The organism is Pseudomonas mandelii, assembly GCF_002251635.1.
GTDB classification, from domain to species: Bacteria; Pseudomonadota; Gammaproteobacteria; order Pseudomonadales; family Pseudomonadaceae; genus Aquipseudomonas; species Aquipseudomonas mandelii_B.
This window is the reverse complement of sequence record NZ_NMOJ01000126.1, coordinates 18,484-43,869: the sequence shown is the minus strand read 5'-3', so window position 1 is coordinate 43,869 and position 25,386 is coordinate 18,484. Positions and strand designations below refer to the sequence as shown.

The 25,386-nt window shown below is 60.3% G+C and carries 20 protein-coding genes and 1 pseudogene; 8 read left to right on the top strand and 13 right to left on the bottom strand.

Annotation, left to right across the window (positions count from 1 at the left end; genetic code table 11):
* Nucleotides 1-103: 103 nt before the first annotated feature.
* Genes B7L09_RS17415 through B7L09_RS17400 form a run of 4 tightly spaced genes read right to left on the bottom strand, consistent with a single transcriptional unit; the run spans nt 104 to nt 4,986 of the window.
* On the bottom strand, nt 104-925 hold the full coding sequence (locus tag B7L09_RS17415) for a class I SAM-dependent methyltransferase (RefSeq protein WP_094469882.1): 822 nt from the start codon (nt 923-925) through the stop codon (nt 104-106).
* Nucleotides 919-2,076 (bottom strand): acyltransferase family protein, encoded by a 1,158-nt coding sequence (locus B7L09_RS17410; RefSeq protein ID WP_094469881.1) that lies wholly within the window; start codon nt 2,074-2,076, stop codon nt 919-921. Before B7L09_RS17410 ends, B7L09_RS17415 begins: the two co-directional genes overlap by 7 nt.
* Nucleotides 2,077-2,128: 52 nt before the next feature.
* On the bottom strand, nt 2,129-3,427 hold the full coding sequence (locus B7L09_RS17405; RefSeq protein WP_094469880.1) for a glycosyltransferase: 1,299 nt from the start codon (nt 3,425-3,427) through the stop codon (nt 2,129-2,131).
* A complete protein-coding gene (locus tag B7L09_RS17400; RefSeq protein WP_255142132.1) occupies nt 3,421-4,986 on the bottom strand; it encodes a glycosyltransferase in 1,566 nt (521 codons plus the stop codon). The genes B7L09_RS17405 and B7L09_RS17400 overlap by 7 nt, the downstream gene beginning before the upstream one ends.
* Nucleotides 4,987-5,415: 429 nt before the next feature.
* Here B7L09_RS17400 and B7L09_RS17395 point away from each other — a divergent pair, with 429 nt between their 5' ends.
* The 8 genes from B7L09_RS17395 to B7L09_RS17360 all read left to right on the top strand — a co-directional run bounded on the left by B7L09_RS17395 (nt 5,416) and on the right by B7L09_RS17360 (nt 14,402).
* Complete coding sequence (locus B7L09_RS17395; protein ID WP_094469878.1) at nt 5,416-6,330, top strand: GDP-mannose 4,6-dehydratase; 915 nt, start codon at nt 5,416-5,418, stop codon at nt 6,328-6,330.
* Nucleotides 6,327-7,298, top strand: a complete 972-nt coding sequence (gene gmd, locus B7L09_RS17390) for a GDP-mannose 4,6-dehydratase (RefSeq protein ID WP_094469877.1) — start codon at nt 6,327-6,329, stop codon at nt 7,296-7,298. The genes B7L09_RS17395 and gmd overlap by 4 nt, the downstream gene beginning before the upstream one ends.
* Nucleotides 7,299-7,301: 3 nt before the next feature.
* The gene (locus B7L09_RS17385; protein WP_094469876.1) at nt 7,302-8,744 is read left to right on the top strand and encodes a mannose-1-phosphate guanylyltransferase/mannose-6-phosphate isomerase; all 1,443 of its coding nucleotides are present in this window, start codon (nt 7,302-7,304) and stop codon (nt 8,742-8,744) included.
* Complete coding sequence (locus B7L09_RS17380; RefSeq protein WP_094469875.1) at nt 8,745-9,542, top strand: ABC transporter permease; 798 nt, start codon at nt 8,745-8,747, stop codon at nt 9,540-9,542.
* Nucleotides 9,542-10,792, top strand: a complete 1,251-nt coding sequence (locus B7L09_RS17375; protein ID WP_094469874.1) for an ABC transporter ATP-binding protein — start codon at nt 9,542-9,544, stop codon at nt 10,790-10,792. Before B7L09_RS17380 ends, B7L09_RS17375 begins: the two co-directional genes overlap by 1 nt.
* Nucleotides 10,789-12,156, top strand: a complete 1,368-nt coding sequence (locus tag B7L09_RS17370; protein ID WP_094469873.1) for a glycosyltransferase family 4 protein — start codon at nt 10,789-10,791, stop codon at nt 12,154-12,156. The genes B7L09_RS17375 and B7L09_RS17370 overlap by 4 nt, the downstream gene beginning before the upstream one ends.
* A complete protein-coding gene (locus tag B7L09_RS17365) occupies nt 12,140-13,270 on the top strand; it encodes a glycosyltransferase family 4 protein (RefSeq protein ID WP_094469872.1) in 1,131 nt (376 codons plus the stop codon). The genes B7L09_RS17370 and B7L09_RS17365 overlap by 17 nt, the downstream gene beginning before the upstream one ends.
* 1 nt (nt 13,271) lies before the next feature.
* Entirely contained in the window at nt 13,272-14,402 is a 1,131-nt protein-coding gene (locus B7L09_RS17360; protein ID WP_094469871.1) for a glycosyltransferase family 4 protein, read from the top strand.
* 149 nt (nt 14,403-14,551) lie between these two features.
* Here the strand turns inward: B7L09_RS17360 and B7L09_RS17355 are convergent.
* The 9 genes and pseudogenes from B7L09_RS17355 to atpD all read right to left on the bottom strand — a co-directional run.
* Nucleotides 14,552-14,890 (bottom strand): annotated as a pseudogene (locus B7L09_RS17355) (DUF6124 family protein); the annotation flags it as partial.
* A gap of 446 nt (nt 14,891-15,336) precedes the next feature.
* Complete coding sequence (locus B7L09_RS17350) at nt 15,337-17,367, bottom strand: 2Fe-2S iron-sulfur cluster-binding protein (protein WP_094469870.1); 2,031 nt, start codon at nt 17,365-17,367, stop codon at nt 15,337-15,339.
* 65 nt (nt 17,368-17,432) lie between these two features.
* Nucleotides 17,433-18,059 (bottom strand): glutathione S-transferase family protein, encoded by a 627-nt coding sequence (locus B7L09_RS17345; protein WP_094469869.1) that lies wholly within the window; start codon nt 18,057-18,059, stop codon nt 17,433-17,435.
* 130 nt (nt 18,060-18,189) lie between these two features.
* The gene (locus B7L09_RS17340; protein WP_094469868.1) at nt 18,190-19,092 is read right to left on the bottom strand and encodes a LysR family transcriptional regulator; all 903 of its coding nucleotides are present in this window, start codon (nt 19,090-19,092) and stop codon (nt 18,190-18,192) included.
* Between the two features lie 76 nt (nt 19,093-19,168).
* Complete coding sequence (glmS, locus tag B7L09_RS17335) at nt 19,169-21,001, bottom strand: glutamine--fructose-6-phosphate transaminase (isomerizing) (protein WP_094469867.1); 1,833 nt, start codon at nt 20,999-21,001, stop codon at nt 19,169-19,171.
* A 10-nt stretch (nt 21,002-21,011) separates the two neighbouring features.
* Nucleotides 21,012-21,782 carry a DeoR/GlpR family DNA-binding transcription regulator gene (locus B7L09_RS17330; protein ID WP_176457720.1) on the bottom strand — a complete coding sequence of 257 codons (771 nt, stop codon included), beginning with the start codon at nt 21,780-21,782 and terminating at the stop codon, nt 21,012-21,014.
* A 254-nt stretch (nt 21,783-22,036) separates the two neighbouring features.
* Nucleotides 22,037-23,404, bottom strand: a complete 1,368-nt coding sequence (gene glmU, locus B7L09_RS17325) for a bifunctional UDP-N-acetylglucosamine diphosphorylase/glucosamine-1-phosphate N-acetyltransferase GlmU (protein ID WP_094469865.1) — start codon at nt 23,402-23,404, stop codon at nt 22,037-22,039.
* A gap of 116 nt (nt 23,405-23,520) precedes the next feature.
* On the bottom strand, nt 23,521-23,946 hold the full coding sequence (locus tag B7L09_RS17320) for a F0F1 ATP synthase subunit epsilon (RefSeq protein ID WP_094469864.1): 426 nt from the start codon (nt 23,944-23,946) through the stop codon (nt 23,521-23,523).
* A 44-nt stretch (nt 23,947-23,990) separates the two neighbouring features.
* Nucleotides 23,991-25,370: a F0F1 ATP synthase subunit beta gene (gene atpD / locus B7L09_RS17315; protein WP_064454823.1), complete on the bottom strand. Its 1,380-nt coding sequence runs from the start codon at nt 25,368-25,370 to the stop codon at nt 23,991-23,993.
* Between the last annotated feature and the right edge of the window lie 16 nt (nt 25,371-25,386).

The following is a 25,386-nucleotide window of genomic DNA, read 5'->3' as shown; positions in this document are numbered from 1 at the left end:
GAAACACAGGGCTACAGGGTACACAAAACCTGTGGGAGCGAGCTTGCTCGCGATAGCTGATTAACAGCCAACATTGATGTCGACTGCTCCCACAAGTCAGTCGCTAAGGCTTGCGAGCAATGATCACCTGACTTTTCGCCACGACCGCGTCCAGCGCCTGTTTGATCTGCGCGCCACGGGGCGACGCCAGAATGGCCTGCCAGGTGTCGGCCCAGTGGTTGAGCAACGGATGGTCGGGATTGCTGAAATCGACCTTGGCTTCCCAGAACAACAGCATCCACATCGACCAGTAAAACCCGTACTGGCTGTGGCTGAGCACTTCCAGGCCAGCATCGCTGACCATTGCCTTGAACTGCTCTTCGCTGATGATGCGAATGTGGTTGGGTTTCTGGAAATACTCGGGCGCCGCGATGTCTTTTTGCAGGTCTTCGGAGCTTGGGTGCGGGACGCTGAGCAAATACAGCGCACCCGGTTTGCCGACACGTACCAGTTCAGCAAGGAACTGCGCCGGATCGTCCACGTGTTCGATGACTTCGGTGGACACCACGCGGGTGGCCGTGGCATCGGCAATCGGCAGCGGATTGCAGTCGGTGACGTGGCATTCGACGTCACGCGCCGGCGTGTCGCTCAGGCGCTGGCGGGTGGCTTCAACCTTGTCCGCGTCGATGTCGGCGATGATGATCTTCGCCCCGCGCATGCCGCAGAAATGCACGTTACCGCCGTCACCGCAGCCGACGTCCAGCAGCGTGTCCTCGGCGGTCACCGGGAACCCGGTGAACAGCTCGCCGGTTTGCTGATTGAACCAGCCGCTGAGCATCGCGTCGTGCAGGCCGAGCATGTACGGATCGACCTTCTCGACCGTGTCCGCCACAGGCGCCACGGGAGCGGGCGTACCCGCCGTGAGTTTCTTCAAAAGGCTCAGCATGAGGTAGCTCCAGAGGTTTGGGCGGCTGTTCGGGACGTGCCCAGGCGTTTGACCAGCGAGGCACCGCGGTTACGCATGGGCATTTCGATGAAGCGGTAGTTGAGTTCGCTCAACAAAGCGATCAAACCGCCAGCAATCATCAGTGTCAGGATCGGATGGCCGCCGGGATTGGGCAGACCGGCGCCCTGCAAGCGGAACGTGAATTCGCGCACCAGCAAATAAGCCGGTATGTGGATCAGGTAGATTCCGTAGGAGCGACTGCCGACCCACGTCATCAGGTTTTTCAACGCGCCCCGTGGCAGCAGGTAGTCGCGATTGTAGGAAGCGATCCAGACCAGCACCGCGCACAACACGGCGATCGTGCCGATGCGGTAGTTGGTAAAGGTGAAGCGATCCGTCGCCATGAAACTGAGCACCAGCGACAGCGCGACCAATGCCGTCACCCCGGCCCGTGGACGGCGCAAGAACGTCGGCTCCCAGCGCAGATACGAGGGTTGCGCACTCCACATCGCCAACAGGATGCCGAGTGCCAACGCATCGGTGCGAACCACCATCAGGATCGGGGTGCGCAACGTGAACAACTGCACCGCGACCAGCGCCAGCAAGGCCCAGACCAAGTGCTTGCGACAGATCAGAATCAGCAGCGGAAACAACAGGTAGAACTGCTCCTCCAGCGACAGGCTCCAGTACACGAAACTGGTGCCGTACTCATAGTTATAGAAGCTGTCGGCGAAGCGGAAGTTCGCGTACTGCGCGACCCCGGCCAGGGTTGCCTGAAGGTTGGCGTGCAGCGTGCCGAACGCCCCGGAGCGATTGAGAAAAATGCAGCCCAGCAACATCAGCGCCAGCCACAACCACGCCGACGGCAGCAAGCGAAAGGCCCGGCGCAGCCAGAAGTTGCGCGTCTGCTGCCAATACTCCTGACGCGTACTGCAACCCTGCAACGCCGGGATCAGGCTGCGCGCGATGACAAACCCGGAGATGGCGAAAAACAGATCGACGCCCCACCACGGCTGACCCCATGCGGTGATGGCTTGCAACAGCGGCACCGGAGCCGCAAACAGGCTGTCTTGCAGGTGATGGAACAACACGCCGAGCACCGCGATACCACGCAACAACTCGATGTCCATGATCCGTCTGTCGTTATTCATGCCGTCCTCCTGGACGTTGCCCTGTTATCCATCCCATTCAACACTGCGCGGATCATGCTTCGCGGGTATCCAGAGCGACGCGGGTTTCAAGGAGCTGCGCGAAGAAGGCGTTCAGTCGTTGTTCGGCGGTGGCCTGGCTGCAGAATTTTTCGAGGCTGGCCACCGAATGCGCAGACATCTGCGCGTAACGCTCGGCGTCGTTTTTGGCGACGTCATAGCTGGCCCGATAAGCGCGGCACAACGACGCCCAGTTCGTCACGTAACGCAGGGTTCGGAACGCCCTGCGCGGGTCGTGAGGCCAGGCCGTCAGCTCGTCGGTAGAGTCGATCAGGAATGCATTATCGGCATCCAGGTAATCGATCATCGCCGTGGTGCGTGGCGCGACCGCCGGTTTGCCGCAGGACATGAACTCCATCAGCGGCAGGCACTGGCCTTCACCGTAGGATGTATTCACGACGTAGCTGGTTGCCTGCACCAGCTGCTCGTAGTCCGAATCCGCGAGGTAGCCGTAGATCAGCACAATGCGGCAGCGATAGGACTGGTTTTTGTACAAATGGTGAAGGATGTCGGTCAGCGCTTCTTCGGCATCGTGGTGGGTCAGTTTGAGCACCAGCGTCGCATCGTCCACTTCACGGAAGGTCACGCAGAAGGCACTGAGCATGTCTTCCCAATTCTTGCGCCCGTCACCCGGATTGAACACCGAGGTGTAGATCACGCCGTCGAGCACCAACTCGTGCTCACGGGGCGGCGCTTCGAAATCGATACCTTCGCCAGCGCGTAACTGCGCCGGCCCAAAGGCCCGCAAATCCAGGGTACGGCTGTCGGCCACCAGGCCTTTGATCTTCAGGCGCACCTGACTCGCCAGTGGCTGACGTTGCAACTGGGCGCCGCGCGCCGAGAATCGATCCCACACCGGCGCCGGCACCGCGACGATCGGATAGTCGGCGCCCATCGCCTCGCGCACGGCGTTTACCGTGTAGCCGGAATGGGTAATCGCCGCGCCGGTGGCGTGCAACACCGTGCGCCAGTCATTGCGCGGTTCACCGGCAAAGGGCTCGTTGGGAATGGTGCTGAATTCCCACGCAAACACCGGCAACGTCGGACAGGCGAAGTGCACCGGCGTGCAATGCGGCGGCGAGAACGACAGGAACACGCAGTCTTCACCCCGGGACAGCGCGTCGAGGTACAAGGCATCGACTTCGGTCTGCGGGTCGCTGACTTCCACCACGCGCCCCAGGCGCTCCAGCACCGGCCGGTATTCCTTGAGGACGAAGTAATAGCTGTACTCCGAACGGCCAAGGTTCTGGGCGATGGTGTGCTGGTTGGTTTCCGAATGAATGATGATCAGCATGAGGCGTTATCCGTCACGGCCGCTGTCGGCAAAGCCTGCGGCGTCAGCCCGAAAAAATCCGCCAGGCGCTTCTGCACCGGGGCGAAGGCGCAGTAGTCGTGCATGCGCTCGACCGCGTCGCCCGACATGCGCCGGTACTCCAACGGTTGCTCCTTGGCCATCCGGTAGCTGTTTTCGTAGGCGGTTTTCAGCGAGCCCCAGTCAGGTCGATAACGCAGGGTCCGGTAGATGATCCGGGTGTCCTGCGGCCAGATGGTCAGCTCTTCGCTGGACTTGATCACGAACGCCACACGCTCATCGATGTAATCCTCCATGGCGGTGTGGTCCGGGGCGATCACCGGTTTACCGCTGGCCATGAACTCCATCAACGGCAGGCACAAACCCTCACAGCGCGACGCGTTGACGTAATAACTGGCAGCTTCGTACAGCCGCGCGTATTGCGGATCGTCCAGGTAACCGTGCATCACCACCACCCGACAGGCGAACGGCGAGAGTTGCGCGAGCAAGGTCATCAGCTCGTCGTAGTAGGACGAAAGATCGCTCTGGGTAATCTTCAGCACCAGCGTGGCGTCATCCGTTTCGCGGAAGGCCCAGCAGAAGGCGGTGATCAATTGATGCCAGTTCTTGCGACCGTCACGGGGGTTGAACACCGTGACGTACACCACGCCGTCGACCTGAGTCTCGACCTGGGTGGTGGTGTCCGGCCAATCGCGCGGTTCAGGTTCTGGCACTGCCATCGTCTGCGGTCCGGCGATGGCCGGCAGGTACCCGGCAAGCCGTTCATGTGCAGCATCTGAAAGAAGGTCGCGAATGCCCTCCCAGTACCACTGGCTTAGAAAGTGCGTGCGATGCAGCGGGACGGGCAGCGTTTTTCCCATGTCCCGGCGCCACATGTGCAGGTAATGGCGAGCGATGACGAAGCGGCGCTTTAGCGTCAACGGCGGCGGTTTCAATGCCTCCAGCGCCGCCAGTTCCTCGGCGGTCGGCGGTACGGGAATCAGCGCATCGGCAGACAGCCCAAGCGTGCGTGTGTCGAAGAGGCAGCCCTTGATGTCGAGAGTCGAACCGGCATTGACCGGGACACTGGCATGGCGGCTACGAATGTCTGCGAAGTTCTCCCACAACGGCGTGGGCAAGACCAGCACGGGGAAGTCTTCACCCATGGCCCGCCGAATCGCCCGGGCCGTGTGGCTGGAAAGCGTAATGACCCGGCCTTGGCGCGCCAGCATCTGCGTCCAGTCCTGGCGTGGATCGTTATCCCATTGCTCATCGGGAATGGAGTCGAATTCCCAGGCCACCACGCAGATCGTCGGGCATTCAAGGTCGTTCGGGGTTTTCTGCGGCGGGGTGAACGACAGGAAGAGGCTGTCTTCGCCGGCGGCCAGCAATTGGCGATAGAGCGGATCGACCTCGGCGGTGGAGGACACCACATGCACCCGCCCGAGGCTTTCGAGCACCGGGCGATAAGCCTTGAGCACGAAGTAATAACTGTATTCAGGACGACCAAGGCTCTGACTGATGGAACTGTCGTTGACGTCCGAGTAAAGAATGAAATTCATGGCATCCCACGATGAAGCCGCCATCCCGGCAGCCTCACTCTATGACGGCAAAGCCACGGATCGACCCGGCGTTTTCCGGTCGTCGTCCATCGTCTTCTTGCCCGTCTACGTTCTTGTTTTAATGGTCAGTTTCGCGGGGCGTGAATACCACCCGGCCGAACCCTGGATAATCGTGACGAGGGGCATTCTAAACACATCCGCTGAGGATTCGTGAACCGCCCGGCGAGAATAAATCGGGCTACGCTAACGAGAACTGACCGGTCACGGTGGGACCTGTTGAAATTGCTGCGCAATTGGCACAGATTGGCTACCAAACAACTACAACAAAACATTTCGCCCGTCTTTCGACCAAGCAATCCACCCGGTCCGTCAGACATTTCCATAAAGCCTGTGGGGAATGGACGAAGTGTATGACCAAGGGGCCGCTGTTTGAAAAAGCGTCTGTTCATTACGGGTCTCAGCGGATTCGTAGGACAACACATCCAATCTCGCCTGAAGGCTGATGCCTCGGAATGGGCGCTTCTGCCTGTCGCCGCCCGTTACGATCTTGCTGAGCCAGGCACCCTCGACGGCCTCTGGCCCGAGATGCCCGACGCGGTCATTCACCTGGCCGGCCAGACCTTCGTTCCCGAAGCCTTCCGCGATCCGGCACGCACGCTGACGATCAACCTGCTCGGCACCTTGAATCTGCTTCAGGCACTCAAGTCCCGCGGCTTCAAAGGGACTTTCCTGTACGTCAGCTCCGGCGACGTCTACGGGCAAGTGACCGAATCACACTTGCCCATTACCGAGCTCCAGCCACCCTGCCCGCGCAACCCGTATGCCGTGAGCAAACTGTCAGCCGAATTCCTCAGCCTGCAATGGGGCCTGAGCGAAGGCTGGCCGGTACTGGTTGCCCGCCCGTTCAACCACATCGGCACTGGCCAGAAAGACAGCTTCGTCATCGCCAGCGCCGCGCGGCAGATCAACCGCATCAAACAAGGCCTGCAAGCCCCGCAACTGGAAGTCGGGGACATCGACGTCACACGCGACTTCCTGGACGTGGGCGATGTGGTGTCGGCCTATCTGGCGCTGCTGGAAAAGGGCACGCCGGGGCAGGTCTACAACATTTGCTCGGGGCGCGAGCAGAGCATCCGCAGCCTGATCGAACAACTGGGGGACCTCGCCCAGGTCGACATGCAATTGATTCAGGATCCTGCGCGTCTTCGCCGCGCAGATCAGCGTCGCGTTTGTGGCAGCTCTGCCAAGCTCGCCCAGACCACAGGATGGACGCCTGAAATCACAACACAACAATCCCTGCGGGCGATCCTGTCCGACTGGGAGAAACGAGTAAAAGAAGAATGACAAAAAGTGCATTGATCACAGGGATCACCGGTCAGGACGGCGCTTATCTGGCCAAACTGCTGCTGGACAAGGGTTATAAGGTCCACGGCCTGGTGGCGCGTCGCAGCAGCGATGCACGCTGGCGTTTGCGTGAAATGGGGGTCGAGGGGGACATCGTTTACCTGGACGGTGACATGGCCGATGCCTGCTCGGTGCAGCGCGCGGTGATCAAGTCCGCTGCGGACGAAATCTACAACCTGGCGGCGCAAAGCTTTGTCGCGGCCTCCTGGGATCAACCGGTCACCACCGGCATCGTTGACGGGCTGGGCGTGACTCACCTGCTCGAAGCGATCCGCCAGTTCAGTCCGCACACGCGTTTTTACCAGGCGTCTACCAGCGAAATGTTTGGCCTGATCCAGGCCGAGCAACAGGACGAGAACACGCCGTTCTACCCGCGCAGCCCTTACGGCGTGGCCAAGCTGTATGGCCACTGGATCACCGTGAACTATCGCGAAAGTTTCAACCTGCACGCCAGCAGCGGGATCCTGTTCAACCATGAATCGCCCCTGCGCGGCATCGAGTTCGTGACCCGCAAAGTGACCGACGCCGCCGCCCGCATCAAACAGGGAAAACAGCAGGAACTGCTGCTGGGCAACATCGACGCCAAACGCGACTGGGGGTTTGCCGGCGATTACGTCGAAGCCATGTGGCTGATGCTGCAACAGGACAAGCCTGACGATTTTGTGGTCGCCACCGGCGTGACCACCACCGTGCGCGAGATGTGCCGCATCGCCTTCGATCACGTGGGCCTGAACTACCGCGACTTCGTGAAAATCGACCCGGCGTTCTTCCGCCCGGCCGAGGTCGAAGTGCTGCTCGGCAACCCGGCCAAAGCCCAGCGCGTATTGGGCTGGAAGCCAAAAACCGACCTGGATACCTTGATCCGCATGATGATGGATGCGGACATGAAACGCGTCGCCAAGGAGTAGGCCATGCTGATTCCTGTGATTCTCTCCGGCGGTGCCGGTACTCGCTTATGGCCGGTGTCCCGCGAGGGCCATCCCAAGCCGTTCATGACCCTGCCCGACGGTCAGTCGCTGCTGGGCAAGACTTATCGGCGAGCGGCCGGTTTGCTCGATGGCTGGGGCGATATCGTCACGGTGACCAACCGCGACTACTACTTCCAGAGCAAGGATCACTATCAGGAGGCGCAGCTAAGTCGCCATCGCGGGCATTTTCTGCTGGAGCCGACAGGCCGCAATACGGCCCCGGCCATCGCCGCCGCCGCCCTGTCACTGCAAGCCCTGCACGGTGATGACGCGATCATGGTGGTGATGCCCGCCGACCATTTGATCCTCAACGAAGACGCCTTGAAGTCTGCGGTCGAACACGCCGTGGCACTGGCCAAGGATGGTTTCCTGGTGACGTTCGGCGTGGTGCCGACGGCCCCGGAGACCGGTTTCGGCTACATCGAGACCGGTGCGGCGCTGGACGGAAAAGGCGCCGCGAAGGTCCAGCGTTTCGTCGAAAAACCGGACCTGCAAACCGCCACCCATTACCTGGAAAGCGGCAAGTTCCTGTGGAACTCGGGGATGTTCTGCTTCTCGGTCACGACCGTGCTGGCCGAATTGCAAATTCATGCCCCCGACCTGTTGGAGCAGACGCAAACCTGCATGACCCAAAGCGCTCCCGTGGAAACAGCCGGGTGCCTGCAACAGGAATTATCCCCGGCGTTGTTCGCCGAGATCACTGACATCTCCATCGACTACGCCTTGATGGAACGCTCCGACAAAGTAGTCGTGGTGCCCGCCGGTTTTGACTGGAGCGACATCGGCTCCTGGGGCGCGGTGGCCGCGCTGGTGCCGGCGGATGCGCAGAACAACCGGGCCAGCGGTGACGCGGTGTTCGTCGACAGCCACAACAACTTCGTCCAGAGCGAAGACCGGCTGGTGGCCGCGGTGGGTGTGGATAACTTGATCATCATCGACACCGCCGATGCGGTGCTGGTGGCCCACGCCGATCGCGCTCAGGATGTGCGCCGGGTGGCCAAACAGCTCAAGGACAAAAAGCACGAGGCCTATCGCCTGCACCGCACGGTCAGCCGGCCCTGGGGCACCTACACCGTGCTGGAGGAANGCNNCCGGTTCAAGATCAAGCGCATCGTGGTCAAACCCCAGGCNAAGCTGTCGCTGCAAATGCACCACCACCGCAATGAACACTGGGTGGTCGTCGAAGGCATGGCCAAGGTCACCAACAACGGCACCGGCACCCACCTGGTGGCCAAGAACGAATCGACCTTCATTGCCGCCGGTCACAAGCATCGCCTGGAAAACCCGGGCGTGATCGACCTGGTGATCATTGAAGTGCAAAGCGGTGAATACCTGGGAGAGGACGATATCGTTCGCTTCGAAGACCAATATGGCAGGACGGTTTGAATGCTGCTTTCCCTATACCGCTCACTGTGCAGCTATCGAGGGTTCATCCTCGGTAGCGTCCAGCGAGAGTTTCAGGCGCGTTATCGCAATTCGCTGTTCGGTGCCCTGTGGCCTGTGCTCAATCCACTGTCGATGATCATCGTCTACACCGTGATTTTTTCTCACATCATGCGCGCCCGCCTGCCGGGTGTGGATGACAGCATGGCCTACAGTGTGTACCTGTGCGGCGGCCTGCTCGCCTGGGGACTGTTTGCGGAAATCACCCTGCGCAGCCAGAACATGTTTCTGGAAAACGCCAACCTGCTGAAGAAAATCAGTTTCCCGCGGGTCTGCCTGCCGGTGATTGTATTGATCAACGCCGGCATCAACTTCGCGATCATCATCGGCCTTTTTCTGGGGTTTCTGCTATTCACGGGACGTTGGCCAGGCATGGCGCTGCTGGCGTTGATACCGCTGATGGCGTTGCAAATGATGTTCTGTGCCGGGCTGGGAATGGTACTCGGCGTGTTGAACGTATTCTTCCGGGACGTCGGGCAACTCTTCGGCATCTGCCTGCAATTCTGGTTCTGGCTGACGCCCATTGTGTACCCGATGAGCATCCTGCCGGACTGGGTTCAGCGCCTGCTGCAACTCAACCCCCTGACCAACCTGATTGTCAGCTATCAAAACATGTTTCTTTATGGGCAATGGCCGGTCTGGACTTCGCTGCTGCCGATTTTTGTCACTGGCGTGGTGCTCTGTCTGATCGGTCTGCGTCTGTTTCGCCAGCGTGTCGGTGAAATGGTGGATGAACTCTGATGGGGCATATTCGCGTCACCGGCCTGGGCAAGGCCTACAAGCAATACCCGACCCGCTGGAGCCGACTGGCCGAGTGGCTGATCCCGTTTTCGCCCCTGCGTCACCACCAGCACTGGGTGCTGCAAAACGTCGAATTCGAGATTGCCCCCGGTGAAGCGGTGGGCATCGTCGGGGCCAACGGCGCGGGCAAAAGCACCTTGTTGAAGATGATCACCGGCACCACCCAACCTACCTGCGGCAAGATCGAACTCGAAGGCCGGGTGGCGGCGCTGCTGGAACTGGGCATGGGCTTTCACCCGGACTTTACCGGCCGACAGAATGCAATCATGGCAGGGCAATTGCTGGGCATGCAGGTCGATGACATCGAAGCGCTGATGCCACAGATCGAAAGTTTCGCGGAAATCGGCGAAGCCATCGACCATCCGGTGCGCACCTACTCCAGCGGCATGCAGATGCGCCTGGCGTTCAGCGTGGCCACCGCACGGCGGCCGGACATCCTGATCGTCGACGAAGCCCTGTCCGTGGGCGATGCCTACTTCCAGCACAAGAGCTTCGAACGCATCCGCAGCTTCCGCAAGGCCGGCACCACCCTGCTGATCGTGTCCCATGATCGCTCGGCCATCCAGTCGATATGCGATTCGGCGATCCTGCTCAAAGACGGCTGCATGGCCATGTACGGCAAACCCGAAGCGGTCCTGGATTACTACAACGCCCTGATGGCCGAGCGTGAAGGCCAGGTGGTCCGCCAGGAAATGCTCGCCGGCGGAGAAGTCCAAACCGTTTCCGGCACCGGTGAAGCGGCCATTCTCAGTGTGCGGTTGCTGGACGAGAATGATCGGTCCATCGACGCTGCAGAGGTCGGTCAGAGCGTAGTGCTGGAAGTCCAGGTGGAAGTCCGTCAGGACATCGAGCGATTAGTGCTCGGCTTCATCCTCAAGGACCGTCTGGGTCAGATGATGTATGGCATCAACACCCATCGTCAGGACAAGGCCCTGACCGATCTGCACACCGGGGAGCGTTACACGTACCGTTTTTCCTTCGTCATGGGCTTGGGAAAGGGCAACTATTCCGTGTCCCTGAGCCTGTCGCGGCTGGACTCGCATCTGGATCGCAACTACGAATGGCGCGATTACGGGCTGGTGTTCCATGTGATCAACAACCGGCATGAAGACTTCGTCGGCTGCTCGTGGCTGGCGGCGAAAACCACCATTACACGCTCCGAGGCGATTGTTTCGGAGCACACGCCATGACGCGTCTTCTGGTGGAATGCACCCACGTTTTCTTGCACCCAAAGGTCAATTCGGGCATTCAGCGGGTGGTGCGTAACGTCATCAACCAGCTGCCGGAAAGTATCGACGGTGCGCAGTGCATCCCCGTCGTGATGCTCAAGGGCAAACTCTATCGGGTGTTGAAACTCGGCGCGTTGAACATCCCGTTTTTCGATGGTTTGATGACCTTCGCCGGACGATTGGGACGGCTGGCTCATCGTTTCTGGCAACTGCATCAACGCTTGCACAATCGCAGTCACTCGCGAGTGGTCAAACGCCTGCTGTACGTGGCCTACCGCCTCACGGCGATCACCTGCTTCAGCATTCCTTTACGCCTGATCGACGCCATCAACCAGTATCAACTGCCCAAACGGTGCTCGCCATTGCAACATCAGCCGGGTGATCAACTGGTGTTGCTGGACTCTTCCTGGCACAGCGATTTCTTCCCGTTTGCCGAACAGCTCAAGCGTGAAGGTGTGGGCATCGTTTCGGTGATCTACGACCTCATCCCGCTGTCTCACCCGCAGTTCTACGACACGCGGCTGGTGCAGATTTTCAACGAGTGGTTCAACTGGATCACCCAAACCGCTGATGGCTACGTGGCGATCTCCGCCACGGTGCGCGATCAGGTGCGTGAAGAACTGCAACGTCGGCTGGGTCCGGCGGAAGCCGAGGCGCTTTGGTTCGACTATTTTCACCTCGGTTCCGAACTGGACCTGAGCGAAGCCTCTGCAGCCGTCGAGCCGAGACTGACGCGCGTGTTCAAAACACCGGAACCCGTGTTTTTGATGGTTAGCACCATCGAGCCGCGTAAAAACCACGATTACCTGCTCGACGCTTTCGAACGCGCCTGGGCCTCAGGTTCGCAAGCCCGATTGTGCATCGCCGGGCGCATCGGCTGGAAGTGCGACGCCCTGCTCGCCCGCGTGCGCAACCACCCGCAGCTGAACCAACGCCTGTTCATGTTCAACGACCTGAGCGACACCAGCCTCGAACACGCCTATTCCCACGCCAGCGCGCTGGTGTTTCCGTCCTGGGTCGAGGGTTTTGGCCTGCCCTTGGTCGAAGCGATGCAGCGCGGATTGCCGGCCATGGGCAGCGACATTCCGATCTTTCGCGAAATCGGTGGCGAGTTCATGGCGTATTTTGACCTCGCCGAACCGCAAAGCCTGGCAGACCTGGTCACGGGTTTCGAACGCTCCGGGCAATTCCCGGCCGCCCGTAGCGTGGCGGAGTGGCAGTGGATCGGCTGGCGGGAAGCCAGTGCGCAACTGGCCGAACGCACCCTGCGCAATCTGAAAGACGCGCCGGTCGCGCAAGAGAGGCAACATGCGAATTGCCCTTAACGCCCGGATCCTTCAAGCCCCACGCACCGGTATCGGCCATTACGTCGCCGAACTGGCGAACGCCCTTGCTGATGAGCCCGATGTCGAACTCGCACTGTTCCACGGTTGGGGCTGGAGTTCGGACTTGCCGGAAGCGGCGATGCCCGGCTATTCGCGACTGACGCCGTTGCTGCGACAGATTCCGGGGGCTTATCAAGCCCGGCGCTGGCTGGAGCAGAAACGCTTCGACCAGGGGCGTTCGAAGACCATCGACCTCTATCACGAACCGAGCCTGTGGCCGCTGTCGTTCGACGGCCCGACCGTCATCACCCTGCATGACCTGACGCACCTGCACTACCCCGAAACGCAACCCCCCTCGCGCCTGCGGGAAATCGAGCGGCGCCTGGCCGACGGTGTGCAGCGGGCGCGTCTGATTCTCACCGATTCGCAGTACATCGCTGACGAGGCCCAGGCCTATTTCGCACTGCCGGCCGAACGCTTTGTCGTCGCACCGCTGGGCGTGGCCGCACGTTTCCACCCACGGGAACCTGAAGCCATCGACGCGGTGCTCAAGACTCACGGCGTCGAGGCGCGGGAATACTTCCTGTGCGTCGGCACCCTGGAGCCGCGCAAGAAACTGACGCTGGCCCTGCGCGCCCACGCCCGATTGCCAGAAGCCGTGCGTCAGCGCTTTCCATTGCTGATCGTCGGCATGGCCGGTTGGCAGGGCGAACAGTTCAGTGATGAATTGCGCGCCGCCCTGGCCACTGGCGATGTGTGCCTGCTCGGTTATCTGCCCGATGAAGCGCTGGCACAGCTGCTGGCCGGCGCCCGGGCATTGATCTTTCCCTCGTTGTACGAAGGGTTCGGCCTGCCCGTCCTGGAAGCCATGGCCAGCGGCACCCCGGTGATTCTGACTCAACATTCAGCCATGCCGGAAGTCGCGGGCGACGCCGGCAACTACATAGCACCGGACGATCCAGACACCTTGCGCGATGCCATGATCCGACTCATCGACGAACCGCTGCATTGGCAGGTCTGTCGCGAAGCCGGTTTGCAACAAGCGAAGCTTTTTTCCTGGGAGCGTTGCGCGAAGGCCACGGCCCGCGCTTACCGCCAGGCAATGGGAGACTGATATGCGCGTACTGCACTTTTACAAGACCTACCTGCCGGACTCGATGGGTGGCATCGAACAGGTCATTTTTCAACTCTGCGAGAGCGGCGCGCGCCACTCGGTCGACAGTACGGTACTGACGTTGAGCAACGACCCGGCACCTGGCGTATTGCAGATTGGCCAGCATCAGGTTCATCAGGCCCGGATGGATTTTCAGATGGCCTCCACCGGTTTTTCCTACAGCATCTTCAAGCAGTTTCGTGAGCTGGCGGCTGAGGCCGACGTGGTCAACTATCACTTCCCCTGGCCCTTCATGGACCTGGTGCATTTTTTCAGCGCCGCCCAAAAACCCTGCGTGGTGAGCTACCACTCGGACATCATTCGCCAGCGCCATTTGCTCAGACTCTACCGTCCATTGATGCGTCGTTTTCTGGACAGCGCCGACCGAATCGTCGCGGCCTCCCCCAACTACTTTCACACCAGCAATGTGCTTCAGGACTACCGCGAGAAAACCCGAGTCATCACCTACGGGCTGGACAAGTCAGGTTATCCACAGCCCGACGCTGCACGTACTGAACGCTGGCGTAAACAGGTGGGTGACCGGTTCTTCCTGTTCGTCGGCGTCATGCGCTATTACAAAGGGCTGCATATTTTGCTCGACGCGATGCAAGGGCTGAATTATCCGGTGGTGATCGTCGGGGCCGGACCACTGGAAGCCGAACTGCATGCTCAGGCCAAGGCTTTGGGTTTGCAGAACCTGCACTTCCTGGGGCGCTTGGGTGACGAGGACAAGGTAGCGTTGCTGGAGTTGAGTTACGCGGTGGTGTTTCCGTCGCACCTGCGCTCCGAAGCGTTCGGCATCTCGCTGCTCGAAGGCGCAATGTACGGCAAACCGATGATCTCCAGCGAGATCGGCACCGGCACCAGTTACATCAATATCCACAACGAAACCGGACTGGTGGTGCCGCCGAGTAATCCACAGGCGTTCCGTGAAGCAATGCGAACCCTATGGGAAAACCCGACACGTGCTGCGGAAATGGGCGCGAAGGCTGAGGCGCGGTATCGGCAGTTATTCACAGCTGATGAAATGGGCCGCAAGTGGACGGCGTTGTACGAAGAACTGCTGGAAGAGAAATCCCTGTCCTACGCGTAATCGCTTTTTTGTGGGAGCGAGTAGGCTCGCTCCCACAAAGGGGTGTGTCAGTCGACATCAATGTTGAATGACACACCGCTTTCGCGAGCAAGCCCGCTCCCACAGGGGTGCTGCGGTGTCGCAGAAAGCGCATACAAAAAAGGCGACCTCATCGGGTCGCCTNCGAGTTCTCCCAGCATGACGACTTGCGCAATCCCCAGCGCCTTGTTGCGATGCGGGCCTTCCAGAAGATCGGCGAAGTCGCTAAGCATCACGCTCGCGGAGGCCATGGATTCGCAGGCATTGGCCAGCAGGCTTTCGCTGTCCATGTCGGGGGCGACCATGAACATGGTGCTGGGTTTGCGCGGGGTTTTGGCGTCTTTGAGGGCGGCGGGGTTGAGGTAGTGATCGAGGGCGCGCTCGGCGGCTTCGTGGAATTTTTTTGAATCGAGGGATTCGTAGGGGGAAACGTCGTCGGTTTGCGGGGGATTCGGGGTTTCTTTAATCATGGTGACACTCCGAATGAAGGGTTTTGCTGCCACTGATCGCTGCGACGCGATGTGAGGGAGGCAGCTGTACGCGGGGTCGCAGACCGAGCCATTCGGAAACTCGGCATACCCGAGGGTATCCCGCGCACAGCCGCCATCAAGCGGGCCGGCGATTATGCACCAAATGAACTGAACGGACTGCGACGCCCGATCGCTGATTTGCAGCGACCGCAAAAGCCTATCCCCCCGGCTTCTGACACGACAACCGCTAGAACTTGTCAGAATCCTCCTCCAGAACAGCAACGGCTGTAGGACGTTCGCAGTATTTTTCAGGCCAACCCCGGCCCAATGTGGGCGTTGTACGAAGAACTGCTGGAAGAGAAATCCCTGTCCTACGCGTAATCGCTTTTTTGTGGGAGCGAGTAGGCTCGCTCCCACAAAGGGATTCTCTGGGTGCTCTGGATTGTTCACAAATCCAGGACCAACGGCTGCGAACCCTGCGCCGGCACTGCGCAACAAATCAGCACCTCACCCGCATCAGGCACTTGCGCCGGAGGCTGTGGATAATTCACCGCCCCGCTGATCAGACGGGTCTTGCAGGTCCCGCAGGAACCGCCGCGGCAGCTGAATTCCGGGCGCAATCCGCGGCTTTCCGCCAGTTCCAGCAAACTGCCGCCCTCTGGCTGCCAGCGCGCCTCTTTGGCCGAGCGCTGGAATACCACCGGCACCGAAACCGTGGCAGCCGGTGGTTGCTCGATGACCACGGCGTCCGGGTCCGGCGTGCGACGCAGCGTCGACGGGCCAAAGGTTTCGGCATGAATCCTTGAGTCGCGAATGTCCAGGTCCCTCAGTGTGTCGTACAGCCCTTGGGTAAAACTGCCCGGGCCGCAGAGGACAAAATCCACCTGGTCGTAGTCTTCCACCTCAAGCATCGTCTTGAGCAGGTCGCCGTCGATTCGCCCGGTCAGGTCAAAATCTTCCCCCTCGCGAGCATCCGGCTCCGGCTGACTGAGCAACCGCCGCACGAGCACCGCGTCACCGAGGCCATCAAGCAAGCGGTCCAGCTCCGGACGAAACGGTTGATCGGCCAGGGTTCGTGAACTCTGGAAAAACCAGGTCGGGCGGATGCTCCGCGTGCGCAGACCTTGATAAACCACCTCACGCACCATCGACAGCAGCGGCGTGATGCCGACACCCGCCGCCAACAGCACCAGCGGCCGCCGCTCATGGGGCGCCACGGTGAAATGCCCTTGGGGCGCGCGGGCTTCCAGGACATCGCCGACCCGGATCTGCTCATGCAGGTGCGAAGACACCAGGCCTTCACGCTTCACGCTGATGCGAAAAAAGTCATCGGACGGCGCGCTCGACAGGCTGTACGTGCGGATATGCACATCGCCGGCAATGTTGAATCGCAGGGGCAAATGCTGCCCGGCCTGAAACACCGGCAACCCGGCGTCATCGGCTGGCTCCAGATAGATCGAACGGATGTTGTGGCTTTCCTGTTCGATGCGCGCCACCCGCAACGGCCGCCAGTGATCGCCCAGGGCCTTGGCTTGCAGGCGTGCGTTTGCCTGCGCCCAGGTGCCGGTCAGTAAACTGGTGGGCGACACGCCATCGAAGCGCCAGCGCAAGGCCAGCGCCGCAGGCCGACGCACCACGCGTTCCACCTCGAAGGTCCACAGCCGCTCGGCCCCCTGAAAAGCCTCGACCTGCGGGCCTTCGAGAATGACTTCCGCGTGGCCGCTGAGGTGCAGCAGATCGCCCGTATTGAAATCGATGAACAGCAAACCGGCCCGAGGATTGATCAGCAGGTTGCCCAAGGTGTTGAAGAACAGGTTGCCGGCAAAGTCCGGGATGGTCAGGCGATTACCTTCCACCTGTACGAAACCGGCCTGGCCACCGCGATGAGAAACGTCCACCGAGCGTTGGCCGTCGACGTCCACATAACTGGCGACAAAGAAGGTATCGGCCCCGGCGATCATGGCTTGGGCCGCGTCATCCAGCGCGTTTAGATGCTGCGCGACACGGGTTGCCGGGTCCGCCAAGGGCTCCGTGCGAAACTGACGCAATTGAATGTATTGCGGGCAATTGCCGAACGATTGCTCCACCGTCACCCCGAAGCCGCTCGCGGTGACAGCGTCGACTCGACCATTCATACGGTTGCGACGCCGGGTGTGCAGCTCGATTCCGAGCAGACCGATCGCCGCACCCGCTTGTAATTGCGCAGGGTCGTCGCTGCCGGGCAGGCTGTCGAACTGCAACAGCGCAGGTGCTGGAGAATGAGCAAAACCCGGCGACCCTTCAAGAATACTGGCCCAAGGGTTACCGTCAGCATCCACCGCGCCGTACAGCATGAACGGCAGTTGCTGATAGAACAGGCGGTGCTGATCCGGCATCTCCCCGCGAATCACCCTACGACCTAATGTGTCCATTCGCTCGGCTACACCTACGTGAGCCTGCAACTGTTTCTCGCCAGCGTGCCAAGGTGAACGGTCCATAACGGCTTCTCCCCTGCGCTTATCGCGCGCAACAAGAACGGCCCGACTGAATCGGGCCGTGAGCATCAGGCTGTTTTTTGCAGGCCGGCGACGGTGCGCGGCATGCCCACAAACCCCGGCAAGGCTTCGACGCGCGCCAGCCAGGCGCGGATGTTGGGGTAGTCGTCCAGCGACACATTGCCTTCCGGTGCATGGGCGATGTAGCTGTAGGCCGAAACATCGGCAATGGTCGGCTCGTTGCCTACAAGGTAGGGGGTGGCGGCCAGTTCCTGATCGATCACTTTGAGCACGGTGTGGGCGTAAGCGATCACCTCTTCAGCGTTGTAAGGCGCACCAAACACGGTGATCAGCCGGGCTCTTGCCGGGCCAAAGGCAATCGGCCCGGCGGCGACCGAAAACCAGCGCTGCACCTTGGCCGCACCGACCGGATCGGTTGGCAGCCAGCGACCATTACCGTATTTCTGTGCCAGATAAACCAGGATCGCGTTGGAATCGGCCAGCACCACGCCTTGATCATCAATCACCGGAACCTGACCAAAGCGATTGAGCGCCAGGTAATCCGGCTGTTTGTGTGCGCCTTTTGCCAGATCGACAAAGATCAGCTCGGTCGGCAGTTGCAGCAGGGACAGCATCAGCTCCACACGGTGAGCATGGCCAGAGCGAGGGAAGTTGTAGAGTTTGATGGCTTGCATGGTCGACTCCGCTGGGTGGAGGCGCCGTTCACGGAAGATCAGCGCCGATGGGAGCTATCTTGCCCTCTCAACCAAAACAACAGAATAGCCAGAAAACGCAATCCATTATTTCATCCAGCGCAATAACCCGTCAGCCGCGCAAGGCCGGGTGCTCACGCAACACCTTCACCGCGAAATCGACAAAACTGCGGACCCGCACCGGCGCCTTGCGTCCCCCGTGATAGACCACATGAATGGGTAACGGCGGCAGTTCAAAATCAGCCAGCACGATTTCCAGCTCACCGGCGGCAACCTTGCTCGCCACTTGATACGACAGGACTCGGGTCAGGCCCAGCCCCAGGCTCGCGGCGGTAATGGCGGCCTGATTGGCCGTGACCACAAGCCGCGGTTCCGGGCGAATGTTCAGGGGCTCCCCCGCCTCAAGAAACGGCCAGGTTCTCAATTGGCCAATGGACGAGGTGGCGATAATCGGCGCCCCGTCTAAATCATTTGGGTGCAGAGGCTTGCCGCGCTTCGCCAGAAACTCCGGAGAGGCGCAAATCACCCGCCGCACCTCGCCCACACGAATCGCATGTTGGTTGCTGTCAGGCAATTCACCGATGCGCACCGCCACATCGATGCCCTCCTCGACCATGCTCACCACCCGGTCGACGAGCAGCGCATTGATGGTGACCTCAGGAAACTGGTTGAGGTAACCGACCGTGAGCGGCGTGACGAACAACTCACCGAACAATACCGGTGCTGTAATCGTCAGTTGCCCACGAGGTTGTGCGTGACTGCCGGCTGCCGAATCCTCCGCTTCCTGCACCTCGGCGAGAATCCTCCGACAATCCTCCAGAAAACGCTGCCCCGCCTCGCTCAAATGCACGCTGCGGGTAGTACGCGTCAGCAACTGCGTGCCAATGCGCTTCTCCAGCGCCGCCACCGCCCGGGTGACACTGGCCGCCGACATCCCCAAACGCCGCGCTGCCGCAGAGAAGCCTTGGTCTTGGGCCACGGCGGCGAAAACCTGCATTTCCTGGAATCTGTCCATGGCAAAGTCCTAGTGGGAGGGAGATGAGTCTCTGGTATNATACTTAGGACCATTCGGCCAGTCAGCTGTGGATAACTTATTCCACCGTCACCGACTTCGCCAGGTTCCGCGGCTGGTCGACGTCCGTGCCTTTCAACACCGCCACGTAGTACGACAGCAACTGCAGCGGGATGGTGTAGAGGATCGGCGACAGGGTGTCGTGGATGTGCGGCATGTTGATGACGTGGGTGCCTTCACCATTGGTCATACCGGCTTTCTCGTCGGCGAACACGATCAGTTGGCCGCCACGGGCACGCACTTCCTGCAGGTTGGATTTGAGCTTTTCCAGCAGTTCGTTGTTCGGCGCGACGGTGACCACCGGCATGTCGTCATCCACCAGGGCCAGCGGGCCATGTTTCAGCTCACCGGCCGGGTAGGCTTCGGCGTGGATGTAGGAGATTTCCTTGAGTTTCAGCGAGCCTTCCATGGCCACCGGGTACTGCGCGCCACGGCCGAGGAACAGGGTGTGGTTTTTGTCGGCGAACAGTTCGGCGACTTTTTCCACGGTGCTGTCCATGGCCAGGGCTTCACCCAGGCGGGTCGGCAGGCGGCGCAGTTCTTCCACCAGGGTGGCTTCGACGCCTTCGGCGAGGGTGCCGCGAACCTGGCCCAGGGACAGGGTCAGCAGCAACAGGCCTACCAGTTGGGTGGTGAAGGCTTTGGTGGACGCCACGCCGATTTCGCGACCGGCCTGGGTCAACAGGGTCAGGTCGGACTCGCGCACCAGGGAGCTGATGCTGACGTTGCAGATCGCCAGGCTGGCGAGGAAGCCCAGCTCTTTGGCGTTGCGCAGTGCGGCCAGGGTGTCGGCGGTTTCGCCGGACTGGGAGATGGTCACAAACAGGGTGTCTGGCTGCACCACGACCTTGCGGTAGCGGAATTCGCTGGCGACTTCGACCTGGCAAGGGATGCCGGCCAGTTCTTCCAGCCAGTAACGCGCAACCATACCCGCGTGGTAGCTGGTGCCGCAGGCGACGATCTGCACGTTGCGCACTTTGGCGAACAGCTCGGCCGCTTGCGGGCCGAATGCATTGACCAGCACTTGGTTCTGGCTCAAGCGACCTTCCAGCGTGCGTTGCACCACGGAAGGTTGCTCGTGGATTTCCTTGAGCATGAAGTGGCGGAACGCGCCTTTGTCGGCGGCTTCGGCGCCGTCGCGGTATTGCACGGCTTCGCGTTCGACGGAATTGCCGTTGACGTCCCAGATCGCCACGCTTTCACGGCGGATGTCGGCGATATCGCCTTCTTCCAGGTACACGAAGCGGTCGGTGACCTGGCGCAGGGCCAGTTGGTCGGAGGCGAGGAAGTTTTCCCCCAGGCCCAGGCCGATCACCAANGGGCTGCCGCTACGCGCTGCCACAAGACGATCCGGCTGATCGGCGCTGATAACGGCCAGGCCATAAGCACCGTGCAACTCTTTAACGGTGGCTTTGAGGGCCACGGTCAGATCGCTCAGGTCCTTGAGCTTGTGGTTCAGCAGGTGAGCGATGACTTCGGTGTCGGTGTCCGAGGTGAACACGTAGCCCAGGCCCTTGAGCTGTTCGCGCAGCACTTCGTGGTTTTCGATGATGCCGTTGTGCACCACCGCCAGGTCGCCGGAAAAGTGCGGGTGNGCNTTNCGCTCGCACGGGGCGCCGTGAGTGGCCCAACGGGTGTGGGCGATGCCGAGGCGACCGATCAGTGGCTCGGCTTCAAGCGCGTTTTCCAGCTCACTGACTTTGCCCGGGCGACGCATGCGCTCGAGCTTTTCGTCGTTAGTGAAGACCGCCACACCGGCGCTGTCGTAGCCGCGGTATTCCAGGCGCTTGAGGCCTTCGAGCAAGATGGCGGTGACGTTGCGTTCAGCGACTGCGCCTACAATTCCACACATGGTATGTCTCCTAGATGATTGCCGCGCATATCAGCGTAATGCCGCGGGCTTGAATCTGGTCGCGGGCCTCAAGCGGCAGGCGATCATCGGTGATAAGGGTATGGACGCTGCTCCAGGGCAGTTCCAGGTTGGGAATCTTGCGGCCAATCTTGTCGGATTCGACCATCACCACCACTTCACGCGCGACCTCGGCCATCACACGGCTCAGGCCCAACAATTCGTTGAAGGTGGTAGTACCGCGCTCCAAATCGATGCCGTCAGCGCCGATGAATAATTGGTCAAAGTCGTAGGAACGCAGCACTTGCTCGGCGACCTGGCCCTGGAACGAATCCGAATGCGGGTCCCAGGTGCCGCCCGTCATCAACAGCACCGGCTCGTGTTCCAGTTCGCTCAAGGCGCTGGCCACGTGCAGGGAGTTGGTCATTACGACCAGACCCGGCTGGTGGCCCAGCTCAGGGATCATGGCGGCGGTGGTGCTGCCGCTGTCGATGATGATCCGTGCATGTTCGCGAATCCGCGTAACAGCGGCGCGAGCAATGGCTTGTTTGTATTTGGAAACCGGCTGGCCGATGTCGGCGACCAACTCCTGAGGCATGGTGATCGCTCCGCCATAGCGGCGCAGCAGCAGACCATTACTTTCAAGCGCGGCCAAATCCTTGCGAACCGTAACTTCCGAAGTTTCGAAACGTTTGGCCAATTCGTCCACGCTGACTTCGCCCTGTTCATTGAGCATCGTCAGAATGTTGTGGCGTCGTTGGGGTGTATTTCGTTTCGACATGATGATCTTAAGTTTCGTTTCGAAAGATAACGGAAGCAATCAAAACCTATTGGCGAAACTTCGTCAAGCGGGTGCAAGAAAAAATATCTGTGGATAAACGCATCACGGGCAAGCCCGCTCCCACAAGGTCGTGCGAAATCCTTGTGGGAGCGGGCTTGCCCGCGATGNCGTGCGAAATCCTTGTGGGAGCGGGCTTGCCCGCGATGACGATCAATCAGGCTGTGTATAACTAAACCTGCAAATGCTATGTGGATAACTCAGCTCTTCTTGATCTTAACCGGCCGCTTCCAGCCATCAATGTTCTTCTGACGCGCCCGACCCACCGCCAACTGCGCGTTATCCACATTCTGGGTAATGGTCGAACCAGCCGCCGTCGTTGCGCCGGAAGAGATATCCACAGGTGCCACCAACGAATTGTTGGAACCGATGAACACATCTTCACCCAACACGGTCTTCCACTTGTTGGCGCCGTCGTAGTTGCAAGTGATGGTGCCCGCGCCAATGTTGGTGCGCGCGCCAATTTCGGCGTCCCCCAGATACGTCAGGTGACCGGCCTTGGCGCCTTCACCCAGATGCGCGTTCTTCAGCTCGACAAAGTTACCCACATGCGCGCGAGCCTCAAGCACCGTGCCCGGACGCAGGCGTGCGAATGGACCAGCATCGCTGCCTTCGCCCATCACAGCACCTTCAATATGGCTGTTGGCTTTGACCACCACGCCCTTGCGCAAGGTGCTGTCCTTGATCACGCAGTTCGGGCCAATCACCACGTCGTCTTCAATGATCACGCGGCCTTCGAGGATCACGTTGATATCAATCAGCACGTCGCGGCCGACGGTGACTTCACCGCGTACATCGAAACGAGCCGGGTCACGCAGGGTCACGCCTTGAGCCATCAAGCGGCGACCGGCGCGCAACTGATAATGGCGCTCCAGTTCTGCAAGCTGCTTGCGGTCGTTGGCGCCCTGCACTTCCATAGGGTCGTGGGGCTGCTCGGTGGCAACCAGCAGGCCATCGCTCACGGCCATTTCGATGACGTCGGTGAGGTAATACTCGCCTTGGGCATTGTTGTTGGAGAGACGGCTCATCCAGCCACCCAGTTGCGCGAAAGGCAGGGCCAGAATGCCGGTGTTGCCTTCGGTGATTGCGCGCTCGGACTCGTTGGCGTCTTTCTGCTCGACGATGGCCGTGACCTTGCCGGCGGCATCGCGGACGATGCGGCCATAGCCGGTAGGGTCCTCCAGCTCGACGGTGAGCAGGCCCATCTGGCCAGGGACTACGTGCTTGAGCAGGCGTTGCAGGGTTTCAACTTCGATCAACGGAACGTCACCGTACAGGATCAGTACGGTGTCGGACTCGATGAACGGCACGGCTTGAGCCACCGCATGGCCGGTACCGAGCTGCTGGTCCTGCAGGACGAAATTCAGATCGTCGGCTGCCAGACGCTCGCGCACCGCTTCAGCACCATGGCCAATCACCACGTGAATCCGCTGCGGGTCCAGTTGCCGGGCGCTGTGGATAACATGGCCAAGCATGGAGTTGCCCGCTACGGGGTGCAGCACCTTGGGCAGNGCCGAACGCATGCGAGTGCCTTGGCCGGCAGCGAGGATAACGATTTCAAGAGACATGACTGGCTACCAATCCTGGGTGGTCAGCGGCTGCGACCAGGTTATGAAAATCGGAAAAGAAAAAAGGGTAGCCGAGGCTACCCTTTTTAATCAATCGCGCAACAAGCAATGGCCTATTAGTGGCCAAACTTCTTGCGGATCTGCTGGAGCGTGCGCAGCTGAGCTGCAGCTTCGGCCAGACGTACAGCAGCAGCGCTGTAGTCGAAGTCCGCGCCCTTTTCGTTCAGGGCCTTCTCGGCAGCCTTGACGGCTTCCTGAGCGGAGGCTTCATCCAGGTCGCCAGCACGTTGCACGGTGTCGGCAAGTACCTTGACCATGTTCGGCTGAACCTCGAGGAAACCACCGGAGATGTAANACACCTCCTCTTCCCCGCCCTGCTTGACCAGGCGGATCGGGCCCGGCTTGAGATTAGTGATCAACGGCGCGTGACCCAGGGCGATACCAAGATCACCCAGTGCACCGTGCGCAATCACCATCTCGACCAGACCGGANAAGATTTCCCCTTCCGCGCTGACGATATCGCAATGGACTGTCATAGCCATCTGATTGCCTCAACCTGATGAGCGCCCGTTTCCGGGCGCCGGGATTACAGTTTCTTGGCTTTCTCGATCGCTTCTTCGATGCCGCCGACCATGTAGAACGCTTGTTCTGGCAGGTGGTCGTAGTCACCGTTGAGGATGCCTTTGAAGCCAGCAATGGTGTCTTTCAGGGAAACGTATTTACCCGATGCACCGGTGAAGACTTCAGCCACGAAGAACGGCTGCGACAAGAAACGCTGGATCTTACGAGCACGGTTTACCAACTGCTTGTCGGCTTCCGACAGCTCGTCCATACCCAGGATCGCGATGATGTCCTTCAGTTCTTTGTAACGCTGCAGCACGTACTGAACGCCGCGAGCGGTGTCGTAGTGCTCCTGGCCGATCACGTTCGGATCCAGCTGGCGCGAAGTCGAGTCAAGTGGATCGACCGCTGGGTAGATACCCAGGGAAGCGATGTCACGGGACAGAACGACGGTGGCGTCCAAGTGGGCGAAGGTGGTCGCTGGCGACGGGTCGGTCAAGTCATCCGCAGGTACGTATACCGCTTGGATCGAGGTGATCGAACCTTCTTTGGTCGAAGTGATACGTTCTTGCAGAACGCCCATCTCTTCAGCCAGGGTCGGCTGGTAACCTACTGCCGAAGGCATACGGCCCAGCAGTGCGGATACTTCAGTACCGGCCAGGGTGTAACGGTAGATGTTGTCGACGAACAGCAGAACGTCGTTACCTTCGTCACGGAACTTCTCGGCCATGGTCAGGCCAGTCAGTGCTACGCGCAGACGGTTACCCGGCGGCTCGTTCATCTGACCGTAAACCAGTGCCACTTTGTCCAGAACGTTGGAGTCCTTCATCTCGTGGTAGAAGTCGTTACCCTCACGAGTACGCTCACCCACACCGGCGAACACGGAATAACCGCTGTGCTCGATGGCGATGTTACGGATCAGTTCCATCATGTTTACGGTCTTGCCTACACCGGCACCACCGAACAGACCGACTTTACCGCCTTTGGCGAACGGGCAAACCAGGTCGATAACCTTGATGCCGGTTTCCAGCAGATCGTTGCCGCCCGCTTGCTCGGCGAACGAAGGTGCCGGACGGTGAATGCCCCAGCGCTCTTCGGTGTCGATCGGGCCAGCTTCGTCAATCGGGTTGCCCAGTACGTCCATGATCCGGCCCAGGGTCGCTTTACCGACCGGTACGGAGATGGCAGCGCCAGTGTCCAGAACATCCAGACCGCGCTTCAAGCCTTCGGTGGAACCCATTGCAATGGTACGAACCACGCCGTCGCCCAGCTGCTGCTGAACTTCCAGAGTGGTGCCTGCATCGCTTTGTACTTTCAAAGCGTTGTAGATGCTCGGTACGCTGTCGCGTGGAAATTCCACGTCGATAACGGCGCCGATGATTTGAACGATACGTCCGCTACTCATAGCTGGATCCTCTGAA

Coding starts and splice junctions, on each gene's coding strand:
- B7L09_RS17415 (WP_094469882.1), bottom strand. CDS start 925: ATGCTGAGCCTTTTGAAGAAACTCACGGCGGGTACGCCCGCTCCCGTG.
- B7L09_RS17410 (WP_094469881.1), bottom strand. CDS start 2,076: ATGAATAACGACAGACGGATCATGGACATCGAGTTGTTGCGTGGTATC.
- B7L09_RS17405 (WP_094469880.1), bottom strand. CDS start 3,427: ATGCTGATCATCATTCATTCGGAAACCAACCAGCACACCATCGCCCAG.
- B7L09_RS17400 (WP_255142132.1), bottom strand. CDS start 4,986: ATGAATTTCATTCTTTACTCGGACGTCAACGACAGTTCCATCAGTCAG.
- gmd (WP_094469877.1), top strand. CDS start 6,327: ATGACAAAAAGTGCATTGATCACAGGGATCACCGGTCAGGACGGCGCT.
- B7L09_RS17380 (WP_094469875.1), top strand. CDS start 8,745: ATGCTGCTTTCCCTATACCGCTCACTGTGCAGCTATCGAGGGTTCATC.
- B7L09_RS17375 (WP_094469874.1), top strand. CDS start 9,542: ATGGGGCATATTCGCGTCACCGGCCTGGGCAAGGCCTACAAGCAATAC.
- B7L09_RS17370 (WP_094469873.1), top strand. CDS start 10,789: ATGACGCGTCTTCTGGTGGAATGCACCCACGTTTTCTTGCACCCAAAG.
- B7L09_RS17365 (WP_094469872.1), top strand. CDS start 12,140: ATGCGAATTGCCCTTAACGCCCGGATCCTTCAAGCCCCACGCACCGGT.
- B7L09_RS17360 (WP_094469871.1), top strand. CDS start 13,272: ATGCGCGTACTGCACTTTTACAAGACCTACCTGCCGGACTCGATGGGT.
- B7L09_RS17350 (WP_094469870.1), bottom strand. CDS start 17,367: ATGGACCGTTCACCTTGGCACGCTGGCGAGAAACAGTTGCAGGCTCAC.
- B7L09_RS17345 (WP_094469869.1), bottom strand. CDS start 18,059: ATGCAAGCCATCAAACTCTACAACTTCCCTCGCTCTGGCCATGCTCAC.
- B7L09_RS17340 (WP_094469868.1), bottom strand. CDS start 19,092: ATGGACAGATTCCAGGAAATGCAGGTTTTCGCCGCCGTGGCCCAAGAC.
- atpD (WP_064454823.1), bottom strand. CDS start 25,370: ATGAGTAGCGGACGTATCGTTCAAATCATCGGCGCCGTTATCGACGTG.